The sequence below is a fragment of the Enterobacter sp. C3_dUdeg genome, assembly GCF_057536195.1.
The window spans coordinates 11,962-37,308 of sequence record NZ_BAAKFX010000010.1 but is presented as its reverse complement, the minus strand read 5'-3'; the positions used below and the strand labels follow the sequence as shown (position 1 = coordinate 37,308).

General features: G+C 59.8%; 25 protein-coding genes. 4 read left to right on the top strand and 21 right to left on the bottom strand.

Translation table 11 applies throughout. From position 1 onward, the window contains the following. Positions 1-55: 55 nt before the first annotated feature. Complete coding sequence (acs, locus tag AC27FC_RS18485; RefSeq protein ID WP_048976116.1) at positions 56-2,014, bottom strand: acetate--CoA ligase; 1,959 nt, start codon at positions 2,012-2,014, stop codon at positions 56-58. Between the two features lie 423 nt (positions 2,015-2,437). Here acs and gltP point away from each other — a divergent pair, with 423 nt between their 5' ends. Continuing rightward, the gene (gltP, locus tag AC27FC_RS18480; RefSeq protein WP_023310067.1) at positions 2,438-3,751 is read left to right on the top strand and encodes a glutamate/aspartate:proton symporter GltP; all 1,314 of its coding nucleotides are present in this window, start codon (positions 2,438-2,440) and stop codon (positions 3,749-3,751) included. Between the two features lie 83 nt (positions 3,752-3,834). Here gltP and AC27FC_RS18475 read toward each other — a convergent pair whose 3' ends face one another. From AC27FC_RS18475 to fdhF, 3 genes are all read right to left on the bottom strand, one after another. Then, positions 3,835-4,509, bottom strand: coding sequence for a tetratricopeptide repeat protein (locus AC27FC_RS18475; RefSeq protein ID WP_064672981.1), 675 nt, complete (start codon positions 4,507-4,509; stop codon positions 3,835-3,837). Positions 4,510-4,630: 121 nt separating this feature from the next. Beyond that, positions 4,631-4,783 carry a Hok/Gef family protein gene (locus AC27FC_RS18470; RefSeq protein WP_032644722.1) on the bottom strand — a complete coding sequence of 51 codons (153 nt, stop codon included), beginning with the start codon at positions 4,781-4,783 and terminating at the stop codon, positions 4,631-4,633. Between the two features lie 323 nt (positions 4,784-5,106). Then, on the bottom strand, positions 5,107-7,254 hold the full coding sequence (gene fdhF, locus AC27FC_RS18465) for a formate dehydrogenase subunit alpha (protein ID WP_487160258.1): 2,148 nt from the start codon (positions 7,252-7,254) through the stop codon (positions 5,107-5,109). A 256-nt stretch (positions 7,255-7,510) separates the two neighbouring features. On the opposite strand from fdhF, the gene AC27FC_RS18460 reads away from it, so the two are divergent. After that, entirely contained in the window at positions 7,511-8,242 is a 732-nt protein-coding gene (locus AC27FC_RS18460; protein ID WP_487160257.1) for a response regulator, read from the top strand. Here AC27FC_RS18460 and AC27FC_RS18455 read toward each other — a convergent pair. The 6 genes from AC27FC_RS18455 to AC27FC_RS18430 form a co-directional block, all read right to left on the bottom strand. Continuing rightward, a complete protein-coding gene (locus AC27FC_RS18455; protein ID WP_039262394.1) occupies positions 8,239-9,243 on the bottom strand; it encodes a carbohydrate kinase family protein in 1,005 nt (334 codons plus the stop codon). The two genes, AC27FC_RS18460 and AC27FC_RS18455, sit on opposite strands and share 4 nt — an antisense overlap. Further along, complete coding sequence (locus tag AC27FC_RS18450; protein WP_033144425.1) at positions 9,243-10,103, bottom strand: ketose 1,6-bisphosphate aldolase; 861 nt, start codon at positions 10,101-10,103, stop codon at positions 9,243-9,245. Before AC27FC_RS18450 ends, AC27FC_RS18455 begins: the two co-directional genes overlap by 1 nt. A 10-nt stretch (positions 10,104-10,113) precedes the next feature. Continuing rightward, the gene (locus tag AC27FC_RS18445; protein ID WP_047059282.1) at positions 10,114-10,800 is read right to left on the bottom strand and encodes a D-lyxose/D-mannose isomerase; all 687 of its coding nucleotides are present in this window, start codon (positions 10,798-10,800) and stop codon (positions 10,114-10,116) included. A 121-nt stretch (positions 10,801-10,921) separates the two neighbouring features. Next, positions 10,922-11,863, bottom strand: coding sequence for an ABC transporter substrate-binding protein (locus AC27FC_RS18440; protein ID WP_021242935.1), 942 nt, complete (start codon positions 11,861-11,863; stop codon positions 10,922-10,924). Positions 11,864-11,895: 32 nt separating this feature from the next. Then, positions 11,896-12,891 carry an ABC transporter permease subunit gene (locus tag AC27FC_RS18435; RefSeq protein WP_032662554.1) on the bottom strand — a complete coding sequence of 332 codons (996 nt, stop codon included), beginning with the start codon at positions 12,889-12,891 and terminating at the stop codon, positions 11,896-11,898. Next, the gene (locus AC27FC_RS18430; protein ID WP_039262390.1) at positions 12,888-14,408 is read right to left on the bottom strand and encodes a sugar ABC transporter ATP-binding protein; all 1,521 of its coding nucleotides are present in this window, start codon (positions 14,406-14,408) and stop codon (positions 12,888-12,890) included. Before AC27FC_RS18430 ends, AC27FC_RS18435 begins: the two co-directional genes overlap by 4 nt. 231 nt (positions 14,409-14,639) lie before the next feature. On the opposite strand from AC27FC_RS18430, the gene AC27FC_RS18425 reads away from it, so the two are divergent. After that, positions 14,640-16,922, top strand: a complete 2,283-nt coding sequence (locus tag AC27FC_RS18425; protein ID WP_033144427.1) for an ATP-binding protein — start codon at positions 14,640-14,642, stop codon at positions 16,920-16,922. 69 nt (positions 16,923-16,991) lie between these two features. Beyond that, positions 16,992-17,315 carry a DDRRRQL repeat protein YjdP gene (gene yjdP, locus AC27FC_RS18420; RefSeq protein ID WP_033144428.1) on the top strand — a complete coding sequence of 108 codons (324 nt, stop codon included), beginning with the start codon at positions 16,992-16,994 and terminating at the stop codon, positions 17,313-17,315. A 52-nt stretch (positions 17,316-17,367) separates the two neighbouring features. Here yjdP and phnP read toward each other — a convergent pair whose 3' ends face one another. From phnP to phnF, 11 genes are read right to left on the bottom strand one after another with little or no spacing between them, the layout of a single operon-like run. Further along, positions 17,368-18,126: a phosphonate metabolism protein PhnP gene (gene phnP, locus AC27FC_RS18415; protein WP_094935049.1), complete on the bottom strand. Its 759-nt coding sequence runs from the start codon at positions 18,124-18,126 to the stop codon at positions 17,368-17,370. Between the two features lie 9 nt (positions 18,127-18,135). Continuing rightward, positions 18,136-18,570: an aminoalkylphosphonate N-acetyltransferase gene (phnO, locus tag AC27FC_RS18410; protein WP_033144430.1), complete on the bottom strand. Its 435-nt coding sequence runs from the start codon at positions 18,568-18,570 to the stop codon at positions 18,136-18,138. Beyond that, positions 18,563-19,114 carry a ribose 1,5-bisphosphokinase gene (gene phnN / locus AC27FC_RS18405; RefSeq protein ID WP_143346412.1) on the bottom strand — a complete coding sequence of 184 codons (552 nt, stop codon included), beginning with the start codon at positions 19,112-19,114 and terminating at the stop codon, positions 18,563-18,565. The genes phnO and phnN overlap by 8 nt, the downstream gene beginning before the upstream one ends. Next, complete coding sequence (gene phnM, locus AC27FC_RS18400) at positions 19,111-20,247, bottom strand: alpha-D-ribose 1-methylphosphonate 5-triphosphate diphosphatase (RefSeq protein ID WP_069303539.1); 1,137 nt, start codon at positions 20,245-20,247, stop codon at positions 19,111-19,113. Before phnM ends, phnN begins: the two co-directional genes overlap by 4 nt. Continuing rightward, entirely contained in the window at positions 20,244-20,924 is a 681-nt protein-coding gene (gene phnL / locus AC27FC_RS18395) for a phosphonate C-P lyase system protein PhnL (protein WP_196355185.1), read from the bottom strand. Before phnL ends, phnM begins: the two co-directional genes overlap by 4 nt. Before the next feature lie 9 nt (positions 20,925-20,933). After that, entirely contained in the window at positions 20,934-21,689 is a 756-nt protein-coding gene (phnK, locus tag AC27FC_RS18390) for a phosphonate C-P lyase system protein PhnK (protein WP_196355186.1), read from the bottom strand. Continuing rightward, positions 21,686-22,531: an alpha-D-ribose 1-methylphosphonate 5-phosphate C-P-lyase PhnJ gene (phnJ, locus tag AC27FC_RS18385; RefSeq protein ID WP_033144435.1), complete on the bottom strand. Its 846-nt coding sequence runs from the start codon at positions 22,529-22,531 to the stop codon at positions 21,686-21,688. Before phnJ ends, phnK begins: the two co-directional genes overlap by 4 nt. Then, positions 22,524-23,588 (bottom strand): carbon-phosphorus lyase complex subunit, encoded by a 1,065-nt coding sequence (locus tag AC27FC_RS18380; protein WP_073001678.1) that lies wholly within the window; start codon positions 23,586-23,588, stop codon positions 22,524-22,526. The genes phnJ and AC27FC_RS18380 overlap by 8 nt, the downstream gene beginning before the upstream one ends. Beyond that, positions 23,588-24,172 (bottom strand): phosphonate C-P lyase system protein PhnH, encoded by a 585-nt coding sequence (phnH, locus tag AC27FC_RS18375; RefSeq protein WP_032662532.1) that lies wholly within the window; start codon positions 24,170-24,172, stop codon positions 23,588-23,590. The genes AC27FC_RS18380 and phnH overlap by 1 nt, the downstream gene beginning before the upstream one ends. Next, on the bottom strand, positions 24,169-24,621 hold the full coding sequence (gene phnG / locus AC27FC_RS18370; protein WP_033144437.1) for a phosphonate C-P lyase system protein PhnG: 453 nt from the start codon (positions 24,619-24,621) through the stop codon (positions 24,169-24,171). The genes phnH and phnG overlap by 4 nt, the downstream gene beginning before the upstream one ends. Then, complete coding sequence (gene phnF / locus AC27FC_RS18365; RefSeq protein ID WP_487160256.1) at positions 24,622-25,347, bottom strand: phosphonate metabolism transcriptional regulator PhnF; 726 nt, start codon at positions 25,345-25,347, stop codon at positions 24,622-24,624.

The following is a 25,347-nucleotide window of genomic DNA, read 5'->3' as shown; positions in this document are numbered from 1 at the left end:
GGTGCGGTCTGATGCCCTCACCCCAGCCCTCTCCCACAGGGAGAGGGAGAAAACACTAGGAAGGCATCGCGATGGCCTGCTTCTCTTCGAGCAGTTTTTCCACCACGCCAGGATCCGCAAGCGTTGAGGTATCACCGAGGTTGCTGGTGTCTCCAGCCGCGATTTTGCGCAAGATACGACGCATAATTTTGCCGGAACGGGTTTTCGGCAGCGAGTCGGTCCAGTGCAGCACGTCCGGCGTCGCCAGCGGGCCAATCTCTTTACGCACCCAGTTGCGCACCTCAGCGTAGAGCTCAGGCGACGGCTCTTCGCCGTGGTTCAGGGTGACATAGGCGTAAATCGCCTGGCCTTTAATGTTGTGCGGAATACCGACCACGGCGGCTTCGGCAATCTTCGGATGCGACACCAGCGCCGATTCAATCTCAGCGGTGCCCAGACGGTGGCCGGAGACGTTCAGCACGTCGTCCACGCGCCCGGTTATCCAGTAATAGCCATCTTCGTCACGACGCGCGCCGTCGCCGCTGAAGTACATGTTTTTAAAGGTCGAGAAGTAGGTCTGCTCGAAGCGATCGTGATCGCCGAACAGGGTACGCGCCTGACCCGGCCAGGAATCTGTGATCACCAGGTTGCCTTCGGTGGCGCCTTCCAGCGGGTTGCCTTCGTTATCCACCAGCGCAGGCTGCACACCGAAGAACGGACGGGTTGCGGAACCGGCCTTCAGCTGCGTGGCGCCCGGCATCGGAGTGATCATAAAGCCGCCGGTTTCGGTCTGCCACCAGGTGTCCATCACCGGGCATTTCTCGTTGCCGATTTTCTTCCAGTACCACTCCCAGGCTTCCGGGTTGATTGGCTCACCCACGGAACCGAGGATGCGCAATGAAGAGCGGTCAGTGCCTTCGATGGCTTTATCGCCTTCCGCCATCAGTGCGCGGATCGCCGTTGGCGCGGTGTAGAGAATGTTGACCTGGTGTTTGTCGACCACCTGACACATACGCGCCGGGGTCGGCCAGTTTGGTACGCCCTCAAACATCAGCGTTGTTGCGCCACAGGCCAGCGGTCCGTACAGCAGGTAGCTGTGTCCGGTAACCCAGCCCACGTCGGCGGTACACCAGTAGATGTCGCCCGGATGGTAGTCGAAGACGTATTTGAAGGTGGTGGCCGCATAGACCAGATAGCCGCCGGTGGTGTGCAGGACGCCTTTCGGCTTACCGGTGGAGCCGGAGGTGTAAAGAATGAACAGCGGATCTTCTGCGTTCATCTCTTCCGGCTGATGCTGGTCGCTCGCGTTCTCAATCAGGTCGCTCCACCACAGGTCGCGCCCCTCGGTCCAGTCGATTTTGCCGCCGGTACGCTTAAGGACGATGACGTTACTGACCGTTTTGACGTTCGGGTTTTTCAGCGCTTCGTCGACGTTTTTCTTCAGTGGGATACCGCGTCCGGCGCGCACGCCTTCATCGGCGGTGATCACCAGTTTTGAACTGGAATCGACAATACGGCCCGCAACCGCCTCCGGCGAGAATCCGCCAAAAATCACCGAGTGAATTGCGCCGATACGCGCGCAGGCCAGCATGGCCACCGCCGCTTCCGGCACCATCGGCATATAGATAGCGACCACATCGCCTTTTTTAATGCCCTTTTCCAGCAGGACGTTGGCGAAGCGGCACACGTCGCGGTGAAGCTCTTTGTAGGTAATGTGTTTGCTTTGCGAGGCATCATCGCCTTCCCAGATGATGGCCGTCTCGTTCCCGCGCTCGGCGAGGTGACGATCGAGGCAGTTCGCCGCCAGGTTCAGGGTGCCATCTTCATACCATTTAATGGAGACATTGCCGGGCGCAAAGGAGGTGTTCTTCACCTTCTGATAAGGTTTGATCCAGTCAAGGATATGGCCCTGCTCACCCCAGAAGGTGTCCGGGGCGGTGATAGATTGCTGATATTTCTCGTGGTACTGCTCCGGGGTGATCAGGCAACGGTCCGCAATATTTGCGGGAATGTCGTGTTTATGTATTTGGCTCATGGCTTTTTTTCTCCTTGTAAGATGTTAATAATATGTCGCAAAAACGTTAATTGTAGGGGCTTTACAAGCTTTGTTTATTATTTGGGCTACAGATCACGCATTGTTTGAAGAGTATGAAAATTGAGCGAATGAAACTTTGAAGGAAAATAATTGATGCTGACGATTATTCACATTTATGTTTAAAAAAGCGTTTTTATAACAAAAGGTTATTTATCAGAATTAGAACAAACTCCCGTCATCGTCGCTTTTGTGAGTGAAACGCGTCGTTCTTTAAGGCTTGCGCAACAGGTCGCGCAAATGATACTCATACGCCGCGTTAAAAAATCCCATAAACCAACGCAACACAATTCATACCCTTTCAGTATGTCTCCCTGTTCATGCAGTTTGAGTGAATAAGGCGCTTCATTGAGGAAGTCAGTTTCTATGAAAAACGTTAAAGTCAGCCTTGCCTGGCAGATCTTAATCGCCCTTGTGCTGGGCATCTTGCTGGGCAGTTACCTCCACTATCATAGCGACAGCCGCGAATGGCTGATTGCGAACCTGCTTTCACCGGCAGGGGATATCTTTATTCATCTGATCAAGATGATCGTGGTGCCGATTGTGATCTCGACGCTGGTGGTCGGTATTGCGGGCGTCGGCGATGCGAAGCAGTTAGGCCGTATTGGTGCGAAAACCATTATCTATTTCGAAGTGATCACTACGGTTGCGATTATCCTCGGTATCACGCTGGCGAACGTGTTCCAGCCGGGGTCCGGGATCGATATGTCGCAGCTGGCCACGGTGGATATTTCGAAATACCAAAGTACGACCGCTGACGTGCAGAGCCATGCGCATGGCCTGATGGGCACTATCCTGTCGCTGGTGCCGACCAATATCGTGGCGTCGATGGCGAAGGGCGAGATGCTGCCTATCATCTTCTTCTCGGTGCTGTTTGGTCTGGGGCTCTCTTCCCTGCCGGCGACGCACCGTGAGCCGCTGGTGACCGTGTTCCGCTCTATCTCCGAAACCATGTTCAAAGTGACGCACATGGTGATGCGTTACGCGCCGGTAGGGGTGTTTGCGCTTATCGCCGTCACCGTGGCGAACTTCGGTTTTGCCTCCCTGTGGCCGCTGGCGAAGCTGGTGCTCCTGGTGCACTTCGCCATTTTGTTCTTCGCGCTGGTGGTGCTGGGGATCGTGGCGCGCCTGTGCGGGCTGAGCATCTGGATCCTGATTCGCATCCTGAAAGATGAGCTGATTCTGGCGTACTCCACGGCAAGTTCTGAGAGCGTGCTGCCGCGCATCATTGAGAAGATGGAAGCCTACGGCGCGCCTGCCTCTATTACCAGCTTCGTGGTACCGACCGGCTACTCCTTTAACCTGGACGGTTCGACGCTGTACCAGAGCATCGCAGCCATCTTTATTGCGCAGCTGTACGGCATTGACCTGTCGCTGTGGCAGGAGATCGTACTGGTGCTGACGCTGATGGTGACGTCCAAAGGTATTGCAGGCGTTCCGGGCGTCTCCTTCGTGGTGCTGCTGGCAACGCTTGGCAGCGTCGGTATTCCGCTGGAAGGTCTGGCGTTTATCGCCGGTGTCGACCGTATCCTCGACATGGCGCGTACCGCGCTGAACGTGGTGGGGAATGCCCTGGCGGTGCTGGTTATCGCCAAGTGGGAACACAAATTCGATCGTAAAAAAGCGCTGGCGTATGAACGCGAGGTGCTGGGTCGTTTTGATAAGACGGCTGACCAGTAATGTTAAAAGCCGGGTGGCGGCTTCGCCTTACCCGGCCTACACAAGCCGTAGGCCCGGTAAGCGCAGCGCCACCGGGCAATGCTTTACTCTCCGCTCAGCGCATCAAACTCTTCGCATCCCGTATCAAACCCTTCAGTGCAGCTCAGGTTCAACCAGTACAGCGCTTTCTGTTTATTGGGCGTGATAAAGCCTTTCTCACCCTGCCTGAACAACATCCCCGCCCAGTACTCGGCGTAGCCCGTGCGTGAAAGTGCCGAGCTCCGCTTGAACCACGAGGCGGCCTGCACGTCGTCCTGAACCACTTCAACGCCGTTGGCATAAATCAGCCCGAGCAGCATTTGCGCATCTACCGCAGAGTCGTTATCGATATCTTCGGTCGCCGTTTGCAGCAGTTTGATGGCCTGGGGATAGTCGGTTGTACCAGCCTGAGTGTTGACCAGCACGCGCGCCAGCATGATCGCGCCACGTTTGCTGCCCGCGATGGTTGCCTGCTGCGCCAGTGCCTTAGCTTGCGCATAATTTCCCTGGGTAAAGAGGATTTGAGAGAGCAGCCCCATGGCGTCGACATCGCCACCTTTAGCGGCTTTCTCGGCCCACAGCGCGGCCTGCTTGCTGTCACCGGAGCTAAAGTATGTATCGGCCAAATAATACTGGGCACGGGCGTCACCCGCTTCAGCCTGTTCTTTGTACTGACTGCCAATCTCGTCGGCACGGACAAGCGATGTAAAAAGTAACAACAACAGAAAAATATGTTTCATGGGTTCTTATCATCGGGGTACACGCCGCGCAGTATAATCGCGGCGACAGAAGAAAAAAATGGGTGCATTAAGACCTCAGCATCCTGCAAGCCGGGCGGAACCGTGGTTCCGCCCGTAGAGGTTAGCCTGCGTTACAGGCTAATTTTGCCGCCACCTCCTGATGTTCACCCTTTATTGAAAACTCGCATAACTTACCTCGAGTAATAAAGGTAAAGATCACTATCGTCAGGCAAATAATAAAGACAATGCCTAACGCAGTTTTTAATGGCGTCATGCCTTTTACTCCTTGTCAAAAAAAGAATAAGAGGCTACTCTCAACTTGTCGGAGTTGAGGGAGAGTAGCCTCGGGTAAATGAAAATTTCCCGGGGCTTTCTACTTTCTGTCCCTCAACAATGCTCAAGACAGAAAGTCTTAAGCACCCGCCGCACATCTTATCCCTCTGAATTAAAATGCAAAGATGTAATTCTTTTTCGCGAAAATTACATTATTTCTGCGAGCCGCTTTCCAGAATAATAATTCATATATTTGATGAGTTAATCGGAAATAAAAAGGGAGTGAATATCTCACTCCCTTTATTCACTGATTAATTAACGGCTTCAGCCCACTGCGCTTTCGCGCAGTCGGGCTTTCAGCTTGTTATATTCGTCGATGACATACTGTTCCGCAGCGTGCTGATCCGCAATCGGCTCCACGCGTACGGCGCAGTATTTATACTCCGGCGTTTTGGTTATCGGACTTAAGTTCTCCGTCACCAGCTCGTTACAGGCGCCAATCCACCACTGGTAGGTCATATAGACCGCCCCTTTGTTCGGACGATCGCTGACCTGCGCTCGGGTAATGATCCGGCCTTTGCGCGAGTTCATCCACACCAGCGCTTCATCCTCAATGCCGAGGCGCTCAGCGTCGGCGGTGTTGATTTGCGCGTAGCCCGGTTCGTCCGCCAGCGCCGCCAGCGCGGCGCAGTTACCCGTCATCGAACGGCAGGAGTAGTGGCCCACTTCTCGCACAGTGGAGAGCACCATCGGATACTCGTCGGTGAGCTTATCGATTGGCGCGACCCAGTCGCAGGTGAAGAACTGCGCCAGCCCGTTCGGGGTGTCGAACTTCTCTTTAAAGAGGTATGACGTCCCCTGATCGGCTTCTGACTCATCGCGACACGGCCACTGGATGTACCCCAGCTCACCCATTTTTTCATAGGTTGCCCCGTAGAAGTCCGGACACAGATTGCGCAGCTCGTCCCAGATCTCCTGAGTGTTGTTGTAGTGCATCGGGTAGCCCATGCGGGTGGCTATTTCGCTGATGATCTGCCAGTCCGTTTTCAGGTCCCACTTCGGCTCGACCGCCTTAAAGAAGCGCTGGAAGCCGCGGTCCGCCGCCGTGTAGACGCCTTCATGCTCGCCCCAGGAGGTCGACGGTAAAATCACATCCGCCGCCGCCGCGGTTTTGGTCATGAAGATATCCTGGACAATCACCAGCTCCAGATCCTCAAACCCCTTGCGCACCGCAGACAGCTCGGCGTCGGTCTGAAGCGGATCTTCACCCATGATGTAGGCCGCACGTACTTCGCCGTGCGCCGCGCGGTGCGGCAGCTCGCTGATGCGATACCCGGTGTGTTCCGGCAGGCTTTCCACGCCCCAGGCCTTCGCGAACTTAGCGCGGTTTTCCGGGAACTTCACGTACTGGTAGCCCGGGTAGGTGTCCGGCAGCGCGCCCATATCGCAGGCGCCCTGGACGTTATTCTGACCACGTACCGGGTTAACGCCGACGTGCGCTTTACCCAGATTGCCGGTCAGCATCGCGAGACTCGTCAGAGAACGCACGGTTTCCACGCCCTGATAGAACTGGGTCACGCCCATTCCCCACAGGATGGCGGCGGTTTTCGCCCCGGCATACATCCGTGCCGCCTGGCGGATCTCCTGCGCGCTGACGCCGGTGATTGTTTCCACCGACTCTGGCGTATAGCCTTCGACAATTTTCCGATACTCTTCAAAACCTTCCGTACGGGTCGCGACAAACGCCTGGTCGTACAGGTTCTCCTCAATAATGACGTGCCCCATTGCGTTCAACAGCGCGATGTTCGAGCCGTTTTTCAACGCGATGTGCATATCCGCAATGCGCGCGGTTTCAATTTTGCGCGGATCGCAGACGATGATTTTCGCCCCGTTCTGCTTAGCGTGAATAACGTGGTTCGCGACGATAGGGTGAGAATCCGCCGGGTTATAACCAAAGATGAAGACGAGATCGGTGTTATCTATCTCGTTGATGGCATTACTCATTGCGCCGTTACCGACCGACTGGTGCAGACCTGCAACCGATGGGCCGTGTCAGACGCGAGCGCAGCAGTCGACGTTATTGGTTCCAATAACGGCGCGCGCGAATTTTTGCATCACATAGTTGGTTTCATTCCCCGTCCCGCGTGAGGAGCCGGTGGTCTGAATTGCATCCGGGCCATACTTGGCCTTGATGGCGCTCAGACGCGTGGCGACGTAATCCAGCGCCTCGCTCCAGGAGACGGCTTCCAGCTTGCCGCCGCGCTCGCGGCGGATCATAGGGGTTTTCAGGCGCGGGGTGAGGATTTGGGTATCGTTAATAAAATCCCAGCCGTAGTAACCTTTCAGGCATAGCGTGCCCTGGTTGGTTTTCCCCTGTGCGGCCTCCGCCCGGACGATTTTGCCGTTATCGACCACCAGGTGGATCTTGCAACCTGAGGCACAATAAGGGCAAACCGTGACGACTTTTTTCATCAGTCTGCTCCAGTTAATCGAATCATTCGCACCCACTATGCAGCTTCTATGCCATGTTTTTTGTATGGGTATACCCTGACTTTACGGTCCCTTCGCGGTGAAAACCCTGACAAAAAGCAGCCAATCGTCAAAATTGACGTGTCGACAGGGCAGCGGATGTGACATGGGTTGAATTTCCGTCACTGAAAAAACCATTTGACTGGAGCCGACGGCAGAATGGTTCAGACTTAACATAATCCCCTGACGGAAGCATACGATGAAACCGGCGATCCTGGTGGTTGATGACGATACGGCAGTCTGCGAACTGCTTCAGGACGTGCTGAGCGAGCACGTCTTTAGCGTGCTTGTCTGCCATAACGGCCAGGATGCACTGCGGCAGGTACAGCAGGAGCCGTATATCGCGCTGGTGCTGCTGGATATGATGCTGCCGGATATCAACGGCTTACAGGTTTTGCTGCAGCTGCAAAAGCAGCGCCCGGCGCTACCGGTGATCATGTTAACCGGGCTGGGTAGTGAGTCAGACGTGGTGGTGGGGCTGGAGATGGGGGCTGACGATTATATCGGCAAACCTTTCAACCCGCGCGTGGTGGTCGCCCGCGTAAAAGCGGTATTGCGCCGTACCGGCGTGCTGGCGGCGGAAGTTCCCGCAGCGCCCGTCGCGGGCATTGCTTTTAACGGATGGACGCTCGATACCACCCGCTGTGAGCTGAGCGATCCGCAGCGTAACCCTGTCCCCTTAACCCAGGGCGAGTACGGCCTGCTGCTGGCGCTTACGCAAAATGCCCGTCGGGTGCTGAGCCGTGACCGGCTGCTTGAGCTGACCCACAGCGAAAGCGCGGACGTGTTAGACCGCACGATTGACGTGCTGATCATGCGCCTGCGCCGGAAGATCGAGGCTAATCCGCATCAGCCTGCGCTCATCAAAACCATCCGTGGGCTGGGCTATGTGTTTGCCACCGATGTTTCCCATAGCGAGAAAGCGGCCTAGGTATTCTCTTTGATAAACAGCTGCAGCTCGGCCAGCGTTTTCGCGCCGTCAATCGCATTGGCGGCCAGCAGGCTGGCCCGCGCGCAGGCGTGCGCCAGATAAATGCTCTCCGTGAGCGGGAGCGATTCGTGGCAACCGTATAAAAACCCCGCGCAAAACGCATCGCCCGCGCCAACGCTGCCGACAATCTCTTTTTGCTCCAGCAACCATGATGGGATCCAGCGGCCTTGCTCACCCGGTGCTTCACCCCACGCGCCTTCCGGGCAGTGGATCACCACCCGCTGGCGAACGCCTGCCGCCAGCAGCTGCGTCGCGGCATCGGCGATATGGGCGATATTCAGCGCATCGTCGGCGTCGCGCATCTCCAGTCCGCTAAACTCCCCGGCTTCCAGCTCGTTAATCACCAGATAATCAAGGTGGCGCAGGGCAGGGAGCACCAGCGGCTGATAGCGCGGGTCGCCCTTGCGGGAAACCAGATCGAGCGACGTTTCATACCCCTGGTCGCGCATCTGCGCCAGCAGGCGCGCGCTGCGGGTGCCAAACTCGTCATCGGGCATATCCAGGCTGTCGAGCAGCAGCAGGTAGCCGAGATGGAAGATCTTCATCGATCCGTCTAAGCGATCGAAGGCGGGAAGATCCAGCAGGCGGTTGGCGCCCGGCGAGTGGAAAAAGGTGCGCTGTCCGCTGGGATCGGTCATCACCTGCGACATGGAGGTTGGTGCAAAGGTGGTGCGCTGGACGCGCTGGCGGTTGACGTGGTACTGGTCCAGCATCGCCAGAATGTAATCCCCGTCGGCATCTTCGCCAATCAGCCCCACCGCCTGCAGCGGCAGGCCAACGTGCATTTTCGCCAGCGTCAGCAGCACGTTGAGCGGCGCGCCGCCGGTTGAGCGTTCGCTGTGGGTAATTTCCGCCAGCCAGCCGCGCTCCGGCCACTGCACTATCTGGTGGACGTGATCCACCAGCATGTTGCCTGCGGCGATGATGCCTTTGCGTTCCATTATGCCTGCCCCGCGCTGCCGAAGATGCGCATCTGTTCGGCGACCGTATCGGCAATCGCCTCTTCTATCCCCAGCAGCAGCTCGGCAAATTCATCGTACAGCGGCTGGCGGTTCGCCATGCGCTGCTCAACGGCGGCGAGTGCGGCCTGCGACATGCCGGTGTAGAAGTTGATTTTATGAATGCCGAGCTCGATGGCGCGGCGGAAGTCGGCATCGCTAATCCCGGAGCCACCGTGTAAAACCAGCGGCAGGCCCGTCTGCTGGCGAATGGCGTCCAGGCGTGGGAAATCGAGTTTCGGCTCGCCCTTGTATTTGCCGTGCGCGTTGCCGATAGCAACCGCCAGCGCGTCAATGCCGGTTGAATCGACAAATTCGCGCGCCAGCTGCGGGTCGGTAAAGAACGCTTCATCCGCATGCCCGTACAGCGCGCCGCCTTCATCGCCCCCGACCGCGCCCAGCTCCGCCTCCACCGATACGCCCACCGCGTGGCACATCTTCACCACTTCCCGCGTCTGGCGAATATTTTCCTCGTAGCTCAGCGTAGAGCCGTCGAACATCACCGAGCTGAACCCTAAGCGCAGGGCGCGCACCACCGCCTCGAAATGCAGGCCGTGATCGAGGTTGAGCACCACGGGAATGTCGTGACGGGCGGCTTCGAACTTCACCGCTTCGACAAGCGAATCCAGCGACACGTACTTAAAGTGCACTTCGGCGATGTTGATGATAAACGGCGAGCGCTCCTGCTTTGCGGCGGCGAACAGAGCGCGCAGGAAGTGGGAGTCGAGCACGTTAAACGCGCCCAGCGCGTAGCGATGCGCCCTGGCGTGCTCCAGACCGTCGGCAAGAGAGATCAATGGCATCATTTACTCCTTATATCCGGAACAGGTTGTACTCGTTGCACAGCACCAGCAGCGCCGGTTCGTCTTCTTCGATGTTGTTATAGCGGGCAACGGGCTGCAAAAAGTGGTTGTCGTGCTCGTCGTCGTTTACCGATGACACCTCCCCAACCAGCACGTCGCCGAAGCCGCGTTCGCCCCAGAAGCTGTGGTACAGAGTGGGTGTCAGGCAGATGCTTTCCCCTGGTGTGAGGCGCAGCTGGCTTCCGGGCGCGTGGGTCTGACGGCAGCCGTCGACGGTGACCGTCACGTCGGTGTTTTCCGTCTCTTCATGCGCCCCGGCATTCCATAACTCAATAATCAGATTCCCGCCGCCCCGGTTGATGATGTCTTCCCGCTTGCGCCAGTGAAAATGCATCGGCGTCACCTGGCCGTCGCGCACGTGCATAATTTTTTCGGCATAGCACTTTTCATAAGGCACGCCGTTGGGCGAGCCGTTGCGCAGGGTAAACAGCGTCAGGCCCTCAGCGGCAAAGCTGTTGCCGCCGAACGCCGTCACGTCCCAGCCGAGCTTGAGGTCGAACACTTCCTGCCATGCGGCCTGGTCAAGCTGCTGCCATTTTGTGGGCGGAAAGCTGGCAAACGGCGGGAGGTGCACGTCGTGCATGGAAAAAAACTGTCGCGTGTGGCCGAGAATTTCATTGATGTCGGAGCGTTTCATGGGGACTCCTTGAATTTTATGCCACCTCCTCACCCCGGCCCTCTCCCTCAAGGAGAGGGGGAAATAAGTTCCCTCTCCCTGTGGGAGAGGGTTAGGGTGAGGGCATCAGGCCGCAACGAGGTTACTTAACCGTCCACCCCTTATAGGTCCCGACGTTCTTTTTATCGATCATCGTCACCGGGATCAGCACAGGCGCTTTCGGCGCAGGTTTGCCCTGTAGAATGTCATAGCCGATCTCCACCGCTTTTGCCGCCATCACCTGCGGATCCTGCGCCGGGGTTGCGACAAACAGGGAGTTTTCGCGCTTCAGCGCTTCCTCACCGTCCGGGCTGCCATCCACGCCGACGATAAAGAACTCGTTGCGTTGAGCCTGTTTCGCGGCCAGATCGGCGCCGATCGCCGTCGGATCGTTAATCGCAAACACGCCGTCGATCTTCGGATTGGCCGCCAGCAGGGAGGTCATGACTTCCAGACCGCCTTCACGACTGCCCTTGGCGTTCTGGTTATCCGAGAGCACCTTGATATCCGGATGTTTTTTGAATTCCGTCTGGCAACCTTCCACGCGGTTTTGCACCGCAGAGACCGGCGGTCCGTTGATGATCACCACGTTGCCTTTGCCTTTCAGGCGATCGGTAATGTACTTACAGGCCATTTCGCCCGCCTGGGTGTTATCGGAGGTGATGGTCGCATCCGCCCCTTCCGCCGCCACGTCAACCGCAACGACCACGATCCCGGCGTCCTTCGCGCGCTTCACCGCCGGGCCGATCCCTTTGGAATCCGCGGCGTTGAGGATGATCATGTCCACCTTCGCGGCGATGAAGTTATCGATCTGCGCCACCTGCTGGCCCAGATCGTAACCGCTGGAGACCAGCGTCACCTTGACGTTATCGCCAGCCAGCTTGCGCGCTTCCAGCTCGGCACCTTTGGTGATCTGCACAAAGAACGGGTTGGCCAGGTCGCCCACCGTCACGCCGATGGACTTCAGATCTTTTGCCTGCGCAAACGGCGTTGCGGCAAGCAGCGCGCCAGCACAGAGCGCGGTCACTAACGGTTTCAAACGCATGTTGTTTTCCTCGAAGCTGTAGGGTTTTGTTGTTATGCACTTTGATGGTGTCGGGTACGGTATTTGTCGATCAGCACCGCTATGATGATCACCGCCCCTTTGATCACCAGCTGCCAGAAGTAGGAGACGCCCATCAGCGTCATGCCGTTGTTGAGGGTGGCGATGATTAATGCGCCGACCAGCGTGCCGGTGATCGTGCCGATCCCGCCGACGAAGCTGGTGCCGCCGAGGATCACCGCCGCAATCGCATCCAGCTCGTAACCCGTGCCGAGGTTGCCGTTGGCGCTGTAGAGGCGCGAGGCGCTCATCACGCCGCCGAGCCCGGAGAGCAGGCCGCTCATGCCGTAGACAAACAGCAGCACCAGCCAGACCTTGATGCCGGTCAGTCGCGCCGCCTGCATGTTGCCGCCCACCGCGTAGATGTGGACGCCGAGCGTGGTGCGGCGCAGGATGAACCAGCAGATAGCAATCACCGCAAGGGCAATGACTACCAGCCACGGGATCGGGCCGAGGTAGTTATTGCCGATCCACTCGAAGCTGATGTTGGAGTTAATGACCGTCGTGCCGTCCGCCAGCAGATACGCCGCGCCGCGCAGCGCCGTATAGGTGCCGAGCGTCACGATGAAGGGCGGCAGCCCGGCAAAGGCCACCAGCGCGCCGTTGAACAGACCCAGCACCATGCCGAGCATCAGCGCGGCCGGAATGGAGAGCATCGCAAATTCAGGGATAAGCGAGACCACCATCGCCGCTACCGCCGTGGTACCCAGAATCGAGCCCACGGAGAGGTCAATCCCGCCGGTTAAAATGATGAAGGTCATTCCCGCCGCCAGCACGATGTTGATCGACGCCTGACGGGTAATGTTGAGCAGATTGCTCTCGGTGAAGAAGTTCGGGGCGATAAAGCCAAATACCGCCACAATCAGGATAAGAATCGGCAGGATGCCGACCGTTTGCATCAGATCGCTCATCAGCATTTTTTTGGCGGAGGCGGATTTCGCCACCTGCTGCGGATGGGTTGGAGTTGTCATGATTGCACCGCCTGATGATGAGTGTCGTTCACGCCGGTTGCCAGCGTCATAATGTTTTCCTGAGAGATGTCGCGCCCGTGGAGTTCACCCGCAATGCTGCCTTCCCGCATCACGTACACCCGGTCGCTCATGCCCACCACTTCCGGCAGTTCGCTGGAGATCATTAAAATCGCCACCCCTTTGCGCGCCATCTGGTTCATGATGCGGTAGATCTCGCTTTTCGCGCCGACGTCCACGCCGCGCGTGGGTTCGTCCAGAATCAGAATGCGCGGACCTATGGCCACCCAGCGGGAGATCAGCAGCTTTTGCTGATTGCCGCCGGACAGCCCGCCCGCGCGAACCTGCGAATGGGGCACGCGGATGTTAAGCAGGGCAATGGCGTCATCGGAAATGGCCTGCGCTTTTTTGCGGTTTAACATACCGAAGGTCGCGTCGCGCTCCAGCGTCGCCATGGTGATGTTCTCCTGCGCCGCCAGCTCCAGAAACAGCCCCTGCTCCTTGCGGTTCTCGGTGAGAAAACCGATGCCGTTTTCGATGGCCGCACGCGGGGAGTGGATCACCACCGGCTCGCCGTCGACCTCAATCATGCCGCCGGTGGCTTTACGCACGCCGAAAATCAGCTGCGCCAGCTCGGAGCGCCCGGCCCCCACCAGGCCCGCCAGCCCGACGATTTCGCCGGAACGGACCTGCAGGCTGCACGGCTGTACCTTTTTACCGTCGGTGAGGTGGTGGACGTTGAGGCGCGGGCTGCCGAGGGGAATATCACGCTCTTTGTTGAACAGGTCGCTTAACGGGCGGCCCACCATCATGCGCACCAGCTCGGAGGCGTTTAGCTTGTCGCGCGTCAGGCTGCCGACGTACTGCCCGTCGCGCAGAACACTGACGCGGTCAGAAAGTTCATACACTTCCGCCATGCGGTGGCTGATATAGATGATCGCCATCCCTTCATCGCGCAGGCGCAAAATCAGTTCAAACAGGCGATGCGTTTCCCGCGAGGAGAGGGCGGCGGTGGGCTCATCCATCACCAGAATGCGGCTGTTGCGGTGCAGCGCGCGGGCGATTTCCACCTGCTGCTGCTCGGCGATGGTCAGCTTCATCACCAGGTCGGTGGCATTGAACTGTGCCCCGAGGCGCTCAATCACCGCCTGCGCCTGGGCGGCCATCTCTTTGCGCTGCACCATCCCGCCGCGCGACAGCTCGCTGCCAAGAAAAATATTTTCGGCAACGGTCAGGTTGGGCGCGAGCTGCATCTCCTGATAAATCAGGGTAATGCCTGCGGCCAGCGCATCTTTCGGCCCTTTAATGTGAAACGGCTGACCGTCGATCAGGATCTCACCGCTGGTGGCGGTATAGGCTCCCGCGAGGATTTTCATCAGCGTGCTTTTTCCCGCGCCGTTTTCGCCCATCAGCGCGTGGATCTCTCCGGGAAAGACCGTCAAATCCACACCCTTGAGCGCGTGGAAACTGCCAAACGTTTTGGCAATGCTGCGCATCTCTAATACCGGGGTTCTGCTCATGGCGGATCTCCTGCGAATGCCGATATCTGCACTTCATCACAGGTGCGTAAATGCAAAATGTCAGAAGCTGTTCATATTTGTCATAGTTATGAATAGCTAATGTAGATCACAGTTATTGAACTACCCTCACCCCGGCCCTCTCCCTGAAAGGGAGAGGGAGCAAATCATTCCCTCGCCCCTTTGGGGAGAGGGCCAGGGTGAGGGCACCAAACCGCACAGGAGCCCAAGCCCATGCCATCACGCCGCCCGCCCTTTTTCGCCAGCGCCCGAGGCCGCCTGCTGATTTTTAATCTGCTGGTGGTCGCCGTGACGCTAATGGTGAGCGGCGTGGCGGTGCTCGGCTTTCGTCACGCCAGTCAAATCCAGGAGCAGGTTCAGCAGCAAACGCTGGACGATATGACCGGCAGCATGAACCTGGCCCGCGATACCGCCAACGTGGCGACGGCGGCGGTGCGGCTTTCGCAGGTCGTCGGGGCGCTGGAGTACAAAGGCGAAGCCGAGCGCCTGAAGCAGACGCAAATGGCGCTGCGCCGCTCGCTGGAACAGCTTGCGGAAGCGCCGCTGGCGCAGCAGGAGCCGGCGCTGGTGGCGCGTATTATTCAACGAAGCAATGAGCTACAGCAGAGCGTGACGGAGATGCTTGAGCGCGGACAGCGCCGCCATCTGGAGCGTAACGCGCTGCTGAGCTCGCTGTACCAAAGCCAGAGCTACCTGCGTCATCTTCAGGACATCAACCGCCGTTACGACAGCAACGTGCCGGATGCGCAGCAACTGATGGAGATGGACCGGCTGATCGCCGCCGCCATCGACACTCCTTCGCCGCGCGCGACCGTTCAGCAGCTGGACGCCGTGGCCGCAGCGCTGCCCCGGAGTGCCGTACAGCCGGTCGTGAAGGGGGTTCTGCCTGATTTTAATGCCGAGTTAGGCAAGCTCGCCCCGCTGTCGAAGCAGCTGGAAGAGAGCGACCTGGCGATAAGCTGGTATATGTTCCACATCAAGGCGCTGGTGGCGATCCTCAACAGCGATATTAATCAGTACGTCGGGCAGGTGGCGCAGGCCTCCCGACTTCGCACTGCCCAGAGCCATCACGAGCTGCAGTCCATCAGCGTGTTTATCAGCTTCTTCGCCGTGCTGGCGCTGATCATCACCGGGTGCGCTTGCTGGTATATCTACCGCAATCTGGCCTCTAACCTGACGGCGATTTCCCGGGCGATGTCGCGCCTTGCTCACGGCGAGCAGGATGTCTCCGTTCCCGCCCTCCAGCGGCGCGATGAGCTGGGCGAGCTGGCGCGCGCGTTTAACGTTTTTGCCCGCAATACCGCCTCGCTTGAGCACACCACGCGCCTGCTGAAAGAGAAAACCACGCAGATGGAGATCGACCGCGTTGAGCGTCAGGGACTGGAAGAGGCGCTGCTGCACAGCCAGAAGATGAAGGCGGTCGGACAGCTGACCGGCGGGCTGGCGCATGATTTTAACAACCTGCTGGCGGTGATCATCGGCAGCCTTGAGCTCACCGACCCCGAATCGAAAGACGCGCCGCGCATTACCCGGGCGCTGAAGGCGGCCGAGCGTGGTGCCTTACTGACGCAGCGCCTGCTGGCGTTTTCCCGCAAGCAGTCCCTGACGCCGCATGCGGTAGAGATGCTGCCGCTGCTGGAGAACCTCCGGGAACTGATGCGCCACTCCCTGCCTGCCACCCTGACCCTGGAGATTGAAGCGCAAACCCCGGCGTGGCCCGCGTGGATTGACGTTAGCCAGCTGGAAAACGCCATCATCAACCTGGTGATGAACGCGCGCGATGCGATGGAAGGGCAAAGCGGGGTGATTAAAATCCGGACCTGGAATCAGCGCGTCACCCGCAGCGACGGGCGCAGGCAGGATATGGTGGCGCTGGAGGTGATTGACCGCGGCAGCGGCATGTCGCAGGAGGTGAAATCCCGGGTCTTTGAACCGTTCTTCACCACCAAGCAGACCGGAAGCGGGAGCGGATTAGGCCTGTCGATGGTCTACGGCTTTGTGCGCCAGTCCGGCGGCCGCGTGGAAATTGAAAGCGCGCCGGGGCAGGGAACGACCGTTCGGCTTCACCTCCCGCGCTCGGTGCTGCCTGCTGCGGCAGACGATGAAGCGCTGTCAGCCACCGCCTCCGTCGATAGCGAGCGGCTGGTCCTGGTGCTGGAAGATGAGGCGGATGTTCGGCAAACCCTGTGCGAGCAGCTGCACCAGCTTGGTTACCTGACGCTGGAAGCGGACAACGGCGAGCAGGCGCTGAATATGCTGGCGGCGTCGCCGGATATTGGCATGTTTATCAGCGACCTGATGCTACCCGGCAGCCTGAGCGGCGCTGAGGTGATTAACCATGTGCGCAGCCATTATCCGCAGCTTCCTGTGCTGCTGATCAGCGGCCAGGATCTACGGCCCGCGCATAACCCTCAGCTGCCGGACGTCCAGCTACTGCGTAAGCCGTTTACGCGGGTGCAGCTGGCGCAGGCGCTGCGCAAGGTTATGGTAATTTGAGATTCCTCCGCTACCCCGGCTTCCCGCCGTTCATTATCGTAAGGCCAGTTCACCTGCGAGTCTGGCCTTATGAAACGTTACTCAACTGCTCTGTTATTCGGTCTGCTGTCACTCACCAGCCAACTGGCTCATGCCGATATTGTTGATGATGCTATTGGCAACATTCAGCAGGCGATCAACGATGCCTATAACCCCAGCAGCAGCCGCAGCAATGACGACGACGATCGTTATGACCGCAGCCGTCAAATCGACAGTCGACAATACGACGATCGTCGTCGGCAGCTTGAAGACAGACGCCGTCGTTTAGATGAACGTCAGCGTCAGCTGGATGACGACAGACGTCGTCTGGAAGAGGATGAGCGCAGGTTAGAAGACGATTACGATCGAGGCTAAGTGCGGCCTGTTGCCCTCACCCCAACCCTCTCCCACGGGAGAGGGAGAAAACCTAATCCAGCACCAGCACCATCCCGTCATAGCCCGCTTCTATGCCCTGCGGCAGCGGGTTATCCATCATCCAAACGTCAAACTGATGGCTGATATGCGTCAGGATCACCTGCGGGCAGCCAATTATCTCGTTTAACGCAATCACGGTATTTAAGTCGCAATGGTTTCGCGGCGTTTCCTCGCGCGGCTCATGGCTGCAGTCGATAATCATCGCCTGCGGCTGGTTGTTGAGCAGGAACTTCACCGTTTTCTCCGGCAGTCCGGCGGTGTCGGAAAGCCAGGCCACGCGGCTGTGGGCCGATTCCAGCAAATACCCGAAGGTCAGTTTCGAATGGTTGAGCGGCAGCGGCGTGACCCGCAAACCCTGAAGCTCAAACATCACAAACGGTTCGACCGTGTGGCTGAAATCCAGAATGCCGGGGTGCTTAAACAGGTCGTCGCATCCGGCGTCGTCCGGCGGACCGTAAACCGGGATCGTCGCCCCCACGCCCCAGCGCAGGGGGAAAAGCCCCTGAACGTGATCCATATGGTAATGGGTGAGCAAGAACTGCTGGAAGCTGCCCGCCGGCCAGTCGTCCATCAGGTGCGGAATACCGGCATCCAGCAGGGTGACGGCATCGTTGAATTTCACCACCGCGCTGCACGGGCGACGGCGATAGTTATCCTGCAGGCGCGCCCGGCGACACGCCGCGCAGTCGCAGCCAAAGACCGGCACCAGCTGGGCGCCACCCGTTCCCGTCAACGTGATGGTCAGACTCATAGCGCACCTCTACAGCGGTTTGGTGAATCGGAAATGGCTCTGCGTGTATCCTTCACGAACGTAAAAACGGTGCGCGTCGGTGCGCTTCACGCTGGTGGAAAGTTCGGTCAGTTCAGCGCCAGCCTGTCGCGCTACCTCTTCCGCCCAGGCCAGCAGCTGACTTCCGACCTTTAACCCTCGCGCCTGCGGCATTACGACCAGCTCCTGGATCTCGCCGATCCAGCGCGCATGGTGCAGGTGAAACTGCATGTGCAGGCCGATCATGCCGATGACCTGTCCCTCTCTCTCCGCAAGCTGGTAGCGCATGTTGCGATCCTGCAGGTTGGCAAGAAACCCGGCGTGGAACGCCTGATGGTCGAACTCTGCCTGCTTGAGCTCGCAGATCAGGGCGTAAACACTCTGCGCATCGTCGGCGGTGGCGGGGCGAAGCTGGCAGTCAGGCATGCTGTTTCTCCTTCTGACGGATAAGCGATAAAAAGGTATCGACTGACTGTAGCAAACTTCCGTCGTTATTGAGGATGTAGCAGTCCGACGGGGCATAGCGGGCCGCACGCTCAAGCCGCAGATCGATCTCACGGGCTGATTCACGCCCCCGACTCTGCAACCGGCTGCGCAGAACGTCCGGCGAAACCTGCAGGCAGACCGGCAGCAGGGCCGCCTCATAGCGGGCGCGCGCTTGCGGCAGATGCGCACGCGAGCCGTTAACCAGCACGTCGAACCCCGCATGCAGCCAGAGGTCGATTTCGATGCCCACGCCATAGTAATAACCGTTGGCGTGCCAGCTCAGCGCCAGCAGGTTTTGCCCGGCGCGGATGAAAAACTCCTGCTCGCTCAGGGCGATATGATTTTCGCTCCCGGCATGGGCCGCGCGGGTAATATAGCGATGCGCGACCAGCAGCTGCGGATGTTCCCGCTGCCGTAAGGCGGACAGCAGGCTGTCCTTACCGGAGCCGGAGGGCCCCATTAACCAGATGAGCCTTCCCATCAGAACACCCTTTTTCCCTGACGCCAGACGTGGTCGATATGAACGTGCTCGCCCTTGCGGTGGGCGAGTACCAGATCCGCGCGTTTACCCTCGGCGATTTCCCCGCGATCCTGAAGATTAAGCGCCGAGGCCGGGTTTTTCGTCACCAGGCGAATCGCCTGCGGCAGCGTAAAGCTGTTGCTCTCGTCGTCGGCCACCCGGAACGCCGCATCCAGCAGGCTGGCGGGATAGTAGTCGGATGAGAGGATATCCAGCAGACCCAGGGAGGCGAGCCTGCTTGCCGCGACGTTACCGGAATGCGATCCGCCGCGCACGATGTTTGGTGCGCCCATCAGCACGTTCATGCCGTGCCTGCGGGAGGCTTCAGCCGCTTCAAACGTGGTGGGAAATTCGGCGATCACGCTGCCAAGCTGATGGGATTCGCGCACGTGATCGTGCGTGGCGTCGTCATGGCTGGCCAGCGCGATATTGCGGTCACGACACATCGCGGCAATCCTGAGACGGTTTGGCTGCGACCACTGCGCGGCAAGCGCCAGCTGCTCCTCCTCGTAGCGGGCCATCTCCGCATCGCTGAGAGAATATTTGCCCTGATAGTATTCGCGATACTTTTCAATGTTGGCGAACTGGCGCTGCCCCGGCGAGTGGTCCATCAGGGAGACCAGCGAGACCGGCTCGCGCCCGACCAGCTTTTCAAACAGCGGCAGGGTGGTGTGGTGCGGCAGCTCGCAGCGCAGGTGGAGACGGTGCTCGGCACGGTTGAGGCCGCGCTTTTGCGTCTCCTCCACGGCGTTGATCATCTTCTCCAGATTCTCCAGGCGATCGCCGCCGTCGCGCACGTCGCCAATCGCCACCGCGTCCAGCACGGTGGTAATGCCGCTGGCGACCATCAGCGCGTCGTGGCTGCTCATCGCCGAGTGGGCGGGCCAGTCGACCTTCGGGCGCGGGGTGAAGAATTTGTCCAGATTATCGGTATGCAGCTCAATCAGCCCCGGCAGCAGCCAGCCGCCTTCACCGTCCATCGCTTCAGGGGTACGGCTTTGGGTTTCGGCAAAGGCGCGAATAACGCCTTCATGAACTTCAACCGAGCCATTAACGACTTCATTTTCCAGCACCAGCCTGACGTTATTGATAATCATGCGTGGACCCCCATCGGGTGCAATCTGTCCGCCACGCGGCTGCGTACGGCGTCGTCGTGGAAGATCCCGACGATCGCCGCGCCGCGCGCTTTGGCCTGTTCGATCAGTTCCACCACGGCCGCGCTGTTTTTGCCGTCGAGCGAGGCGGTGGGTTCATCCAGAAGTAAAATCGGGTAGTCGACGACAAACCCGCGGGCGATATTGACGCGCTGCTGTTCACCGCCGGAAAAGGTCGACGGGGCGAGATGCCACAGGCGCTCCGGCACGTTGAGGCGCGTCAGCAGGCTGGCGGCTTTGGCGGCGCAGGCTTCGCGCGGCACGCCGAGATCCAGCAGCGGCTGCATCACCACGTCCAGAGCGGAGATCCGCGGGATCACTCGCAGAAACTGGCTGACCCAGCCGATCGTCGTGCGGCGCACTTCCAGCACTTTGCGCGCGGGGGCCTGCACCAGATCGACCCATTCATCGTTGTGGCGAATGTGAATGTGGCCTTCATCCGGGAGATAATTGGCGTACAGGGAGCGTAGCAGGGTGGATTTTCCGCTGCCGGAATGGCCGTGCAGCACCACGCATTCGCCGCTGCGGACCTCTAACGAGGCATTTTGCAGCACCGGCAGACGCACGCCGTTTTGCTGGTGGAGCACAAAGGTCTTACTTACGTTTTGTACGTGGATCATGTTGGCCTCTTAATTCTGCAATACGGACGACACCAGCAGCTGAGTGTACGGATGGTGTGGATCGTCGAGCACCCGGTCGGTTAACCCACTTTCCACCACCTGGCCCTGCTTCATCACCAGCAGACGGTCCGCAAGCAGGCGCGCAACGCCCAGATCGTGGGTGACAATCACCACCGCGAGGTTCAGCTCCACCACCAGACCGCGCAGCAGGTCGAGCAGGCGCGCCTGCACGGAGACGTCCAGCCCGCCGGTGGGTTCATCCATAAACACCAGCTTCGGATGGGTGACCAGGTTGCGGGCAATCTGCAGGCGCTGCTGCATCCCGCCGGAGAAGGTCGTCGGCAGGTCGTCGATGCGCGAGGCGGGGATTTCGACTTCCTCCAGCCAGTGCTGGGCGGTGGCGCGGATGTTGCCGTAGTGGCGCGCGCCGGTGGCCATCAGGCGTTCGCCGATGTTGCCCCCGGCGGAGACCTGACGGCGCAGGCCTTCCATCGGGTGCTGATGCACCACGCCCCACTCGGTGCGCAGCAGGCGGCGGCGTCCGGCCTCGCTCATGCCGTACAGCGAGGCGCCCTCATACAAAATGTCGCCTTTCTGCGGCGTCAGGCGCGCGGAGATGGACTTCAGCAGGGTGGTTTTGCCGGAGCCGGACTCGCCGACGATCCCCAGCACTTCGCCCGGCCACAGCTCGAACGACACGTCGCTAAAGCCTTTGCCCGGCGCATACAGGTGAGTCAGGTTATTAACCGAAAGCAGCGGTTTCATTGGCTATTCGCCTCGCTCTGTTGGCGGCAGTAATCGGTGTCGGAGCAGACAAACATCCGTTTGCCCGTGTCGTCCAGCACCACTTCGTCCAGATAGCTGTGTTTGGATCCGCAGATGGCGCACGGCTCGTCCCACTCCTGCACCGTAAACGGGTGATCGTCGAAATCCAGGCTTTCCACGCGGGTGTAAGGCGGGACGGCGTAGATGCGCTTTTCGCGCCCGGCGCCGAACAGCTGCAGGGCGGGCATCATGTCCATCTTCGGGTTATCGAATTTTGGGATTGGCGACGGGTCCATCACGTAGCGCCCGTTCACCTTCACCGGGTAGGCGTAGGTGGTGGCGATATGGCCGAAGCGGGCGATATCCTCATACAGCTTCACCTGCATGACGCCGTACTCTTCCAGCGCGTGCATGGTGCGGGTTTCCGTTTCGCGCGGCTCGATAAAACGCAGCGGCTCCGGGATCGGCACCTGGAAAATCAAAATCTGATCTTCAGTGAGCGGGGTTTCCGGGATGCGGTGACGGGTCTGGATCAGCGTTGCGTCTTCGGTTTTTTCGGTGGTATTGACGCCGGTTACGCGCTGGAAGAAGCTGCGGATCGAGACGGCGTTGGTGGTGTCGTCGGCGCCCTGGTCGATGACCTTCAGCACGTCCGCCTCGCCGATCACGCTGGCGGTGATCTGTATACCGCCCGTGCCCCAGCCGTAGGGCATCGGCATTTCGCGGCCGCCGAACGGCACCTGATAGCCCGGAATGGCCACCGCTTTTAAGATGGCGCGGCGGATCATGCGTTTGGTTTGCTCATCCAGATAGGCAAAGTTGTAGCCGCTTAAGTTAGCCATTTTTGCGCTCCCGTTGCAGGCGTTTCAGCAGTTCCAGTTCGGCCTGGAAATCGACGTAGTGCGGCAGCTTGAGGTGCGAGACGAAGCCAGCGGCCTCAACGTTATCCGCGTGGGCCAGCACAAACTCTTCGTCCTGCGCCGGGCCTGCAACGTGCTCGCCGTAGTCCGGTGCCTGCAGGGCGCGGTCGACCAGCGCCATGGCCATGGCCTTGCGCTCGCCGAGGCCGAACACCAGCCCGTAGCCGCGGGTAAAGTGCGGGTCTTCGTCTTCCGGGGCGACGAAACCGTTAACCATTTCACACTCGGTCATCAGCAGTTCGCCGACGTTCACCGCAAAACCCAGCTCTTCCGGTACGATTTCAACGTCGATATAGCCGCTGCGAATTTCGGCCGCAAACGGGTGGTTGCGCCCGTAGCCGCGCTGGGTGGAGTAGGCCAGCGCCAGCAGATAGCCTTCGTCGCCGCGCATCAGCTGCTGCAGGCGGGACGAGCGCGAGCACGGGTAAACCGGCGGCGTGCGGGTGATGTCATCCGGCTGCGCGCCTGAATCTTCTTCCGTCTTCGCCAGACCCTGTTTTGCCAGCAGGCTGAAGACGTGCGGAGACGGTTCCTGTTCGGCGTCGGAGGTGCTCAGCTGCGGCGATTCGCCGTTCGCCAGCAGGGTAAAATCCAGCAAGCGGTGGGTGTAGTCGTAGGTGGGGCCAAGCAGCTGGCCGCCGGGAACGTCTTTATAAACGGCAGAAATGCGACGTTCCAGGCGCATCTCCGCCGTATTCACCGGCTCGCTGACCGCCAGTTTCGCGAGCGTGGTGCGGTAGGCGCGCAGCAGGAAGATGGCTTCCACGCTGTCGCCGCTGGCCTGCTTCAGGGCCAGCGCCGCCAGCTCGCGATCGGCGATGCCGCCCTCGGTCATCACGCGGTCGACGGCGAGGTTTAGCTGCTGCTCAATCTGGGCGACGCTCAGCTCGGGAAGCCGTTCATCGCCCCGTCGTCTGTGCGCCTGTAGCGCATGGGCGGCGGCGATGGCCTTCTCGCCCCCTTTGACGGCAACGTACATCAGCACACCTCCACGTGGGTGGTCCGCGGGATTGCCAGCAGGCGCTCGCCGCAGGTCAGGATCAGGTCAATGCCCAGCGGGAACGGGTGCGGGCGCTCGGTCAGCTCGTGAATGATGCACTCCGGCAGCTGCGGCGCGACCATGCGCTCGTCGGCGATGCCTGCCCCCGTAAGGCGCAGCATGCGGCCGCCGCTCAGGCTGGAGACCTGCAGGATCAGCGTGGCGCTGGTCTCCGGGGCGACGGCGCTGCCTTCGCTCAGGGCGTTTAATTGCTCATGGCTGATTTGCTCGTCAGCCACGGCAAAAACCGCCTGCTGGGGCTGATCGACCAGCGGGGCGCTGGTGTGAAAACGCAGGTTCTGGCTGGCGATATCGTTCGACAGCGCGCCTGAAAGCCACACCGGGGTGTCGTTGTCGGCAAGCGTCAGCAGCACGCTGGTGGTCGCCAGATTCAGCGGCAGCCAGCCCTGGGAGAGCTGGTGCAGCGAGACGATCACGCCCGGCTCGCTCATCGCTTTCAGCAGGCGACGAAAACTGTGTTGGGCATCCTGGACGGCCAGGGTAAAAGCAGGTTGAAGCGTCATGCGTTGTCTCCGCGAACGAGCGTAAAGAAGTCGACCCGGCTGGTGTTCACTTCGGCCTGACGTGCGGCAATGCGCGCGGCGCGGTCGGCTTCCAGCGGGGCAATAAGGGTTTCCATTAACGTCTGGAAATAGGGTTGTTCCTGTAAAAGCGCGTCGATCACCGCGCAGCGCTCGGCGTGCGCTTTGTCGCGCCCCAGCACGTAGCTGTAGCCCAGCGTGCCGCTGTTCAGGCGGATTGCCGCGCGGGTGAGGGTGGCATCTCCGGCGAAAAAGCGCTCGCCGGTGCCGCCCATGCGCGCCTGGATCTGAACGAGGCCGATCTCCGGGGCGCGAAGGGTGTCGTAGTCTGGCGTCAGGCTGAGCGCGTTCATGCGGGCAGCCAGCGCAGCAGGCTGGCTGTGGGCCAGCACGCGCATCCAGCGCTGTCGGGTGGCGGTGTCGAAGTGCATTCAGTGCTCCATGGTGAATTCGATCATGTCGGCGCGGGTCAGGCTGACGGAGTATTCCGTCGCGTTGATCTCGCCGTCACGGTGGTTGAGGGTGCGCACGCAGAGCAGCGGGGCCATATTGGGGATTTCGAGCACTTTGCTCTCTTTCGCCTGCGCGCGACGGGCGCTGATGCGGGTCTGGGGGCGCTTGAGCGCAATGCCGGTCGCATCCTGAAGAAAATCATGCAGCGAGCCGCTGGAGAAATGCTGGAGCACGGGCCAGAGGGCGAGGTCCGCAAAGTAGTGGTCTATCTGGCATACCGCCACGCCGTTAACGCGACGCAGGGTGCGCAGGTGAATGACGTCGTCACCCTCCTGAATGCCCAGCGCGTCCGCCACGTGGCTGGAGGCCGGACGCACTACCGAGAGCAGCTTTTCGCTGGTCGGGTGGCTGCCCTGATCCAGCAGGTTCTGGCTAAAGCGCGCCTGGGCGTTTAGCGGGTAGTCGAACGGGCGCATCAGCACCAGCACTCCCACGCCCTGACGGCGCTGGACCCAGCCGCGCTCGACCAGCTGGTCAATGGCGCGACGCAGGGTGTGGCGGTTCACTTCATAGCGGTCGGCAAGCTGCTGCTCGGCGGGCAGGTAGTCCCCGCAGCGGTAGTGCGTGCGCAGCTCCACTTCGAGCTTTGCCGCAATCTCTTGCCAGCGGGTTGGATAACTGGTCGGATGTCTGGATAAGTGCAT

What these genes read in the sequence shown, in the direction of transcription:
- AC27FC_RS18380 (WP_073001678.1), bottom strand. Translation starts at nt 23,588, where the DNA reads ATGTACGTTGCCGTCAAAGGGGGCGAGAAGGCCATCGCCGCCGCCCAT.
- AC27FC_RS18475 (WP_064672981.1), bottom strand. Translation starts at nt 4,509, where the DNA reads ATGAAACATATTTTTCTGTTGTTGTTACTTTTTACATCGCTTGTCCGT.
- AC27FC_RS18470 (WP_032644722.1), bottom strand. Translation starts at nt 4,783, where the DNA reads ATGACGCCATTAAAAACTGCGTTAGGCATTGTCTTTATTATTTGCCTG.
- phnG (WP_033144437.1), bottom strand. Translation starts at nt 24,621, where the DNA reads ATGCACTTCGACACCGCCACCCGACAGCGCTGGATGCGCGTGCTGGCC.
- yjdP (WP_033144428.1), top strand. Translation starts at nt 16,992, where the DNA reads ATGAAACGTTACTCAACTGCTCTGTTATTCGGTCTGCTGTCACTCACC.
- phnJ (WP_033144435.1), bottom strand. Translation starts at nt 22,531, where the DNA reads ATGGCTAACTTAAGCGGCTACAACTTTGCCTATCTGGATGAGCAAACC.
- acs (WP_048976116.1), bottom strand. Translation starts at nt 2,014, where the DNA reads ATGAGCCAAATACATAAACACGACATTCCCGCAAATATTGCGGACCGT.
- AC27FC_RS18445 (WP_047059282.1), bottom strand. Translation starts at nt 10,800, where the DNA reads ATGAAACGCTCCGACATCAATGAAATTCTCGGCCACACGCGACAGTTT.
- AC27FC_RS18450 (WP_033144425.1), bottom strand. Translation starts at nt 10,103, where the DNA reads ATGCCATTGATCTCTCTTGCCGACGGTCTGGAGCACGCCAGGGCGCAT.
- gltP (WP_023310067.1), top strand. Translation starts at nt 2,438, where the DNA reads ATGAAAAACGTTAAAGTCAGCCTTGCCTGGCAGATCTTAATCGCCCTT.
- phnO (WP_033144430.1), bottom strand. Translation starts at nt 18,570, where the DNA reads ATGCCTGACTGCCAGCTTCGCCCCGCCACCGCCGACGATGCGCAGAGT.
- AC27FC_RS18435 (WP_032662554.1), bottom strand. Translation starts at nt 12,891, where the DNA reads ATGACAACTCCAACCCATCCGCAGCAGGTGGCGAAATCCGCCTCCGCC.
- AC27FC_RS18455 (WP_039262394.1), bottom strand. Translation starts at nt 9,243, where the DNA reads ATGGAACGCAAAGGCATCATCGCCGCAGGCAACATGCTGGTGGATCAC.
- phnF (WP_487160256.1), bottom strand. Translation starts at nt 25,347, where the DNA reads ATGCACTTATCCAGACATCCGACCAGTTATCCAACCCGCTGGCAAGAG.
- AC27FC_RS18440 (WP_021242935.1), bottom strand. Translation starts at nt 11,863, where the DNA reads ATGCGTTTGAAACCGTTAGTGACCGCGCTCTGTGCTGGCGCGCTGCTT.
- AC27FC_RS18430 (WP_039262390.1), bottom strand. Translation starts at nt 14,408, where the DNA reads ATGAGCAGAACCCCGGTATTAGAGATGCGCAGCATTGCCAAAACGTTT.
- phnH (WP_032662532.1), bottom strand. Translation starts at nt 24,172, where the DNA reads ATGACGCTTCAACCTGCTTTTACCCTGGCCGTCCAGGATGCCCAACAC.
- phnL (WP_196355185.1), bottom strand. Translation starts at nt 20,924, where the DNA reads ATGATCCACGTACAAAACGTAAGTAAGACCTTTGTGCTCCACCAGCAA.
- AC27FC_RS18460 (WP_487160257.1), top strand. Translation starts at nt 7,511, where the DNA reads ATGAAACCGGCGATCCTGGTGGTTGATGACGATACGGCAGTCTGCGAA.
- AC27FC_RS18425 (WP_033144427.1), top strand. Translation starts at nt 14,640, where the DNA reads ATGCCATCACGCCGCCCGCCCTTTTTCGCCAGCGCCCGAGGCCGCCTG.
- phnP (WP_094935049.1), bottom strand. Translation starts at nt 18,126, where the DNA reads ATGAGTCTGACCATCACGTTGACGGGAACGGGTGGCGCCCAGCTGGTG.
- phnK (WP_196355186.1), bottom strand. Translation starts at nt 21,689, where the DNA reads ATGAAACCGCTGCTTTCGGTTAATAACCTGACTCACCTGTATGCGCCG.
- phnM (WP_069303539.1), bottom strand. Translation starts at nt 20,247, where the DNA reads ATGATTATCAATAACGTCAGGCTGGTGCTGGAAAATGAAGTCGTTAAT.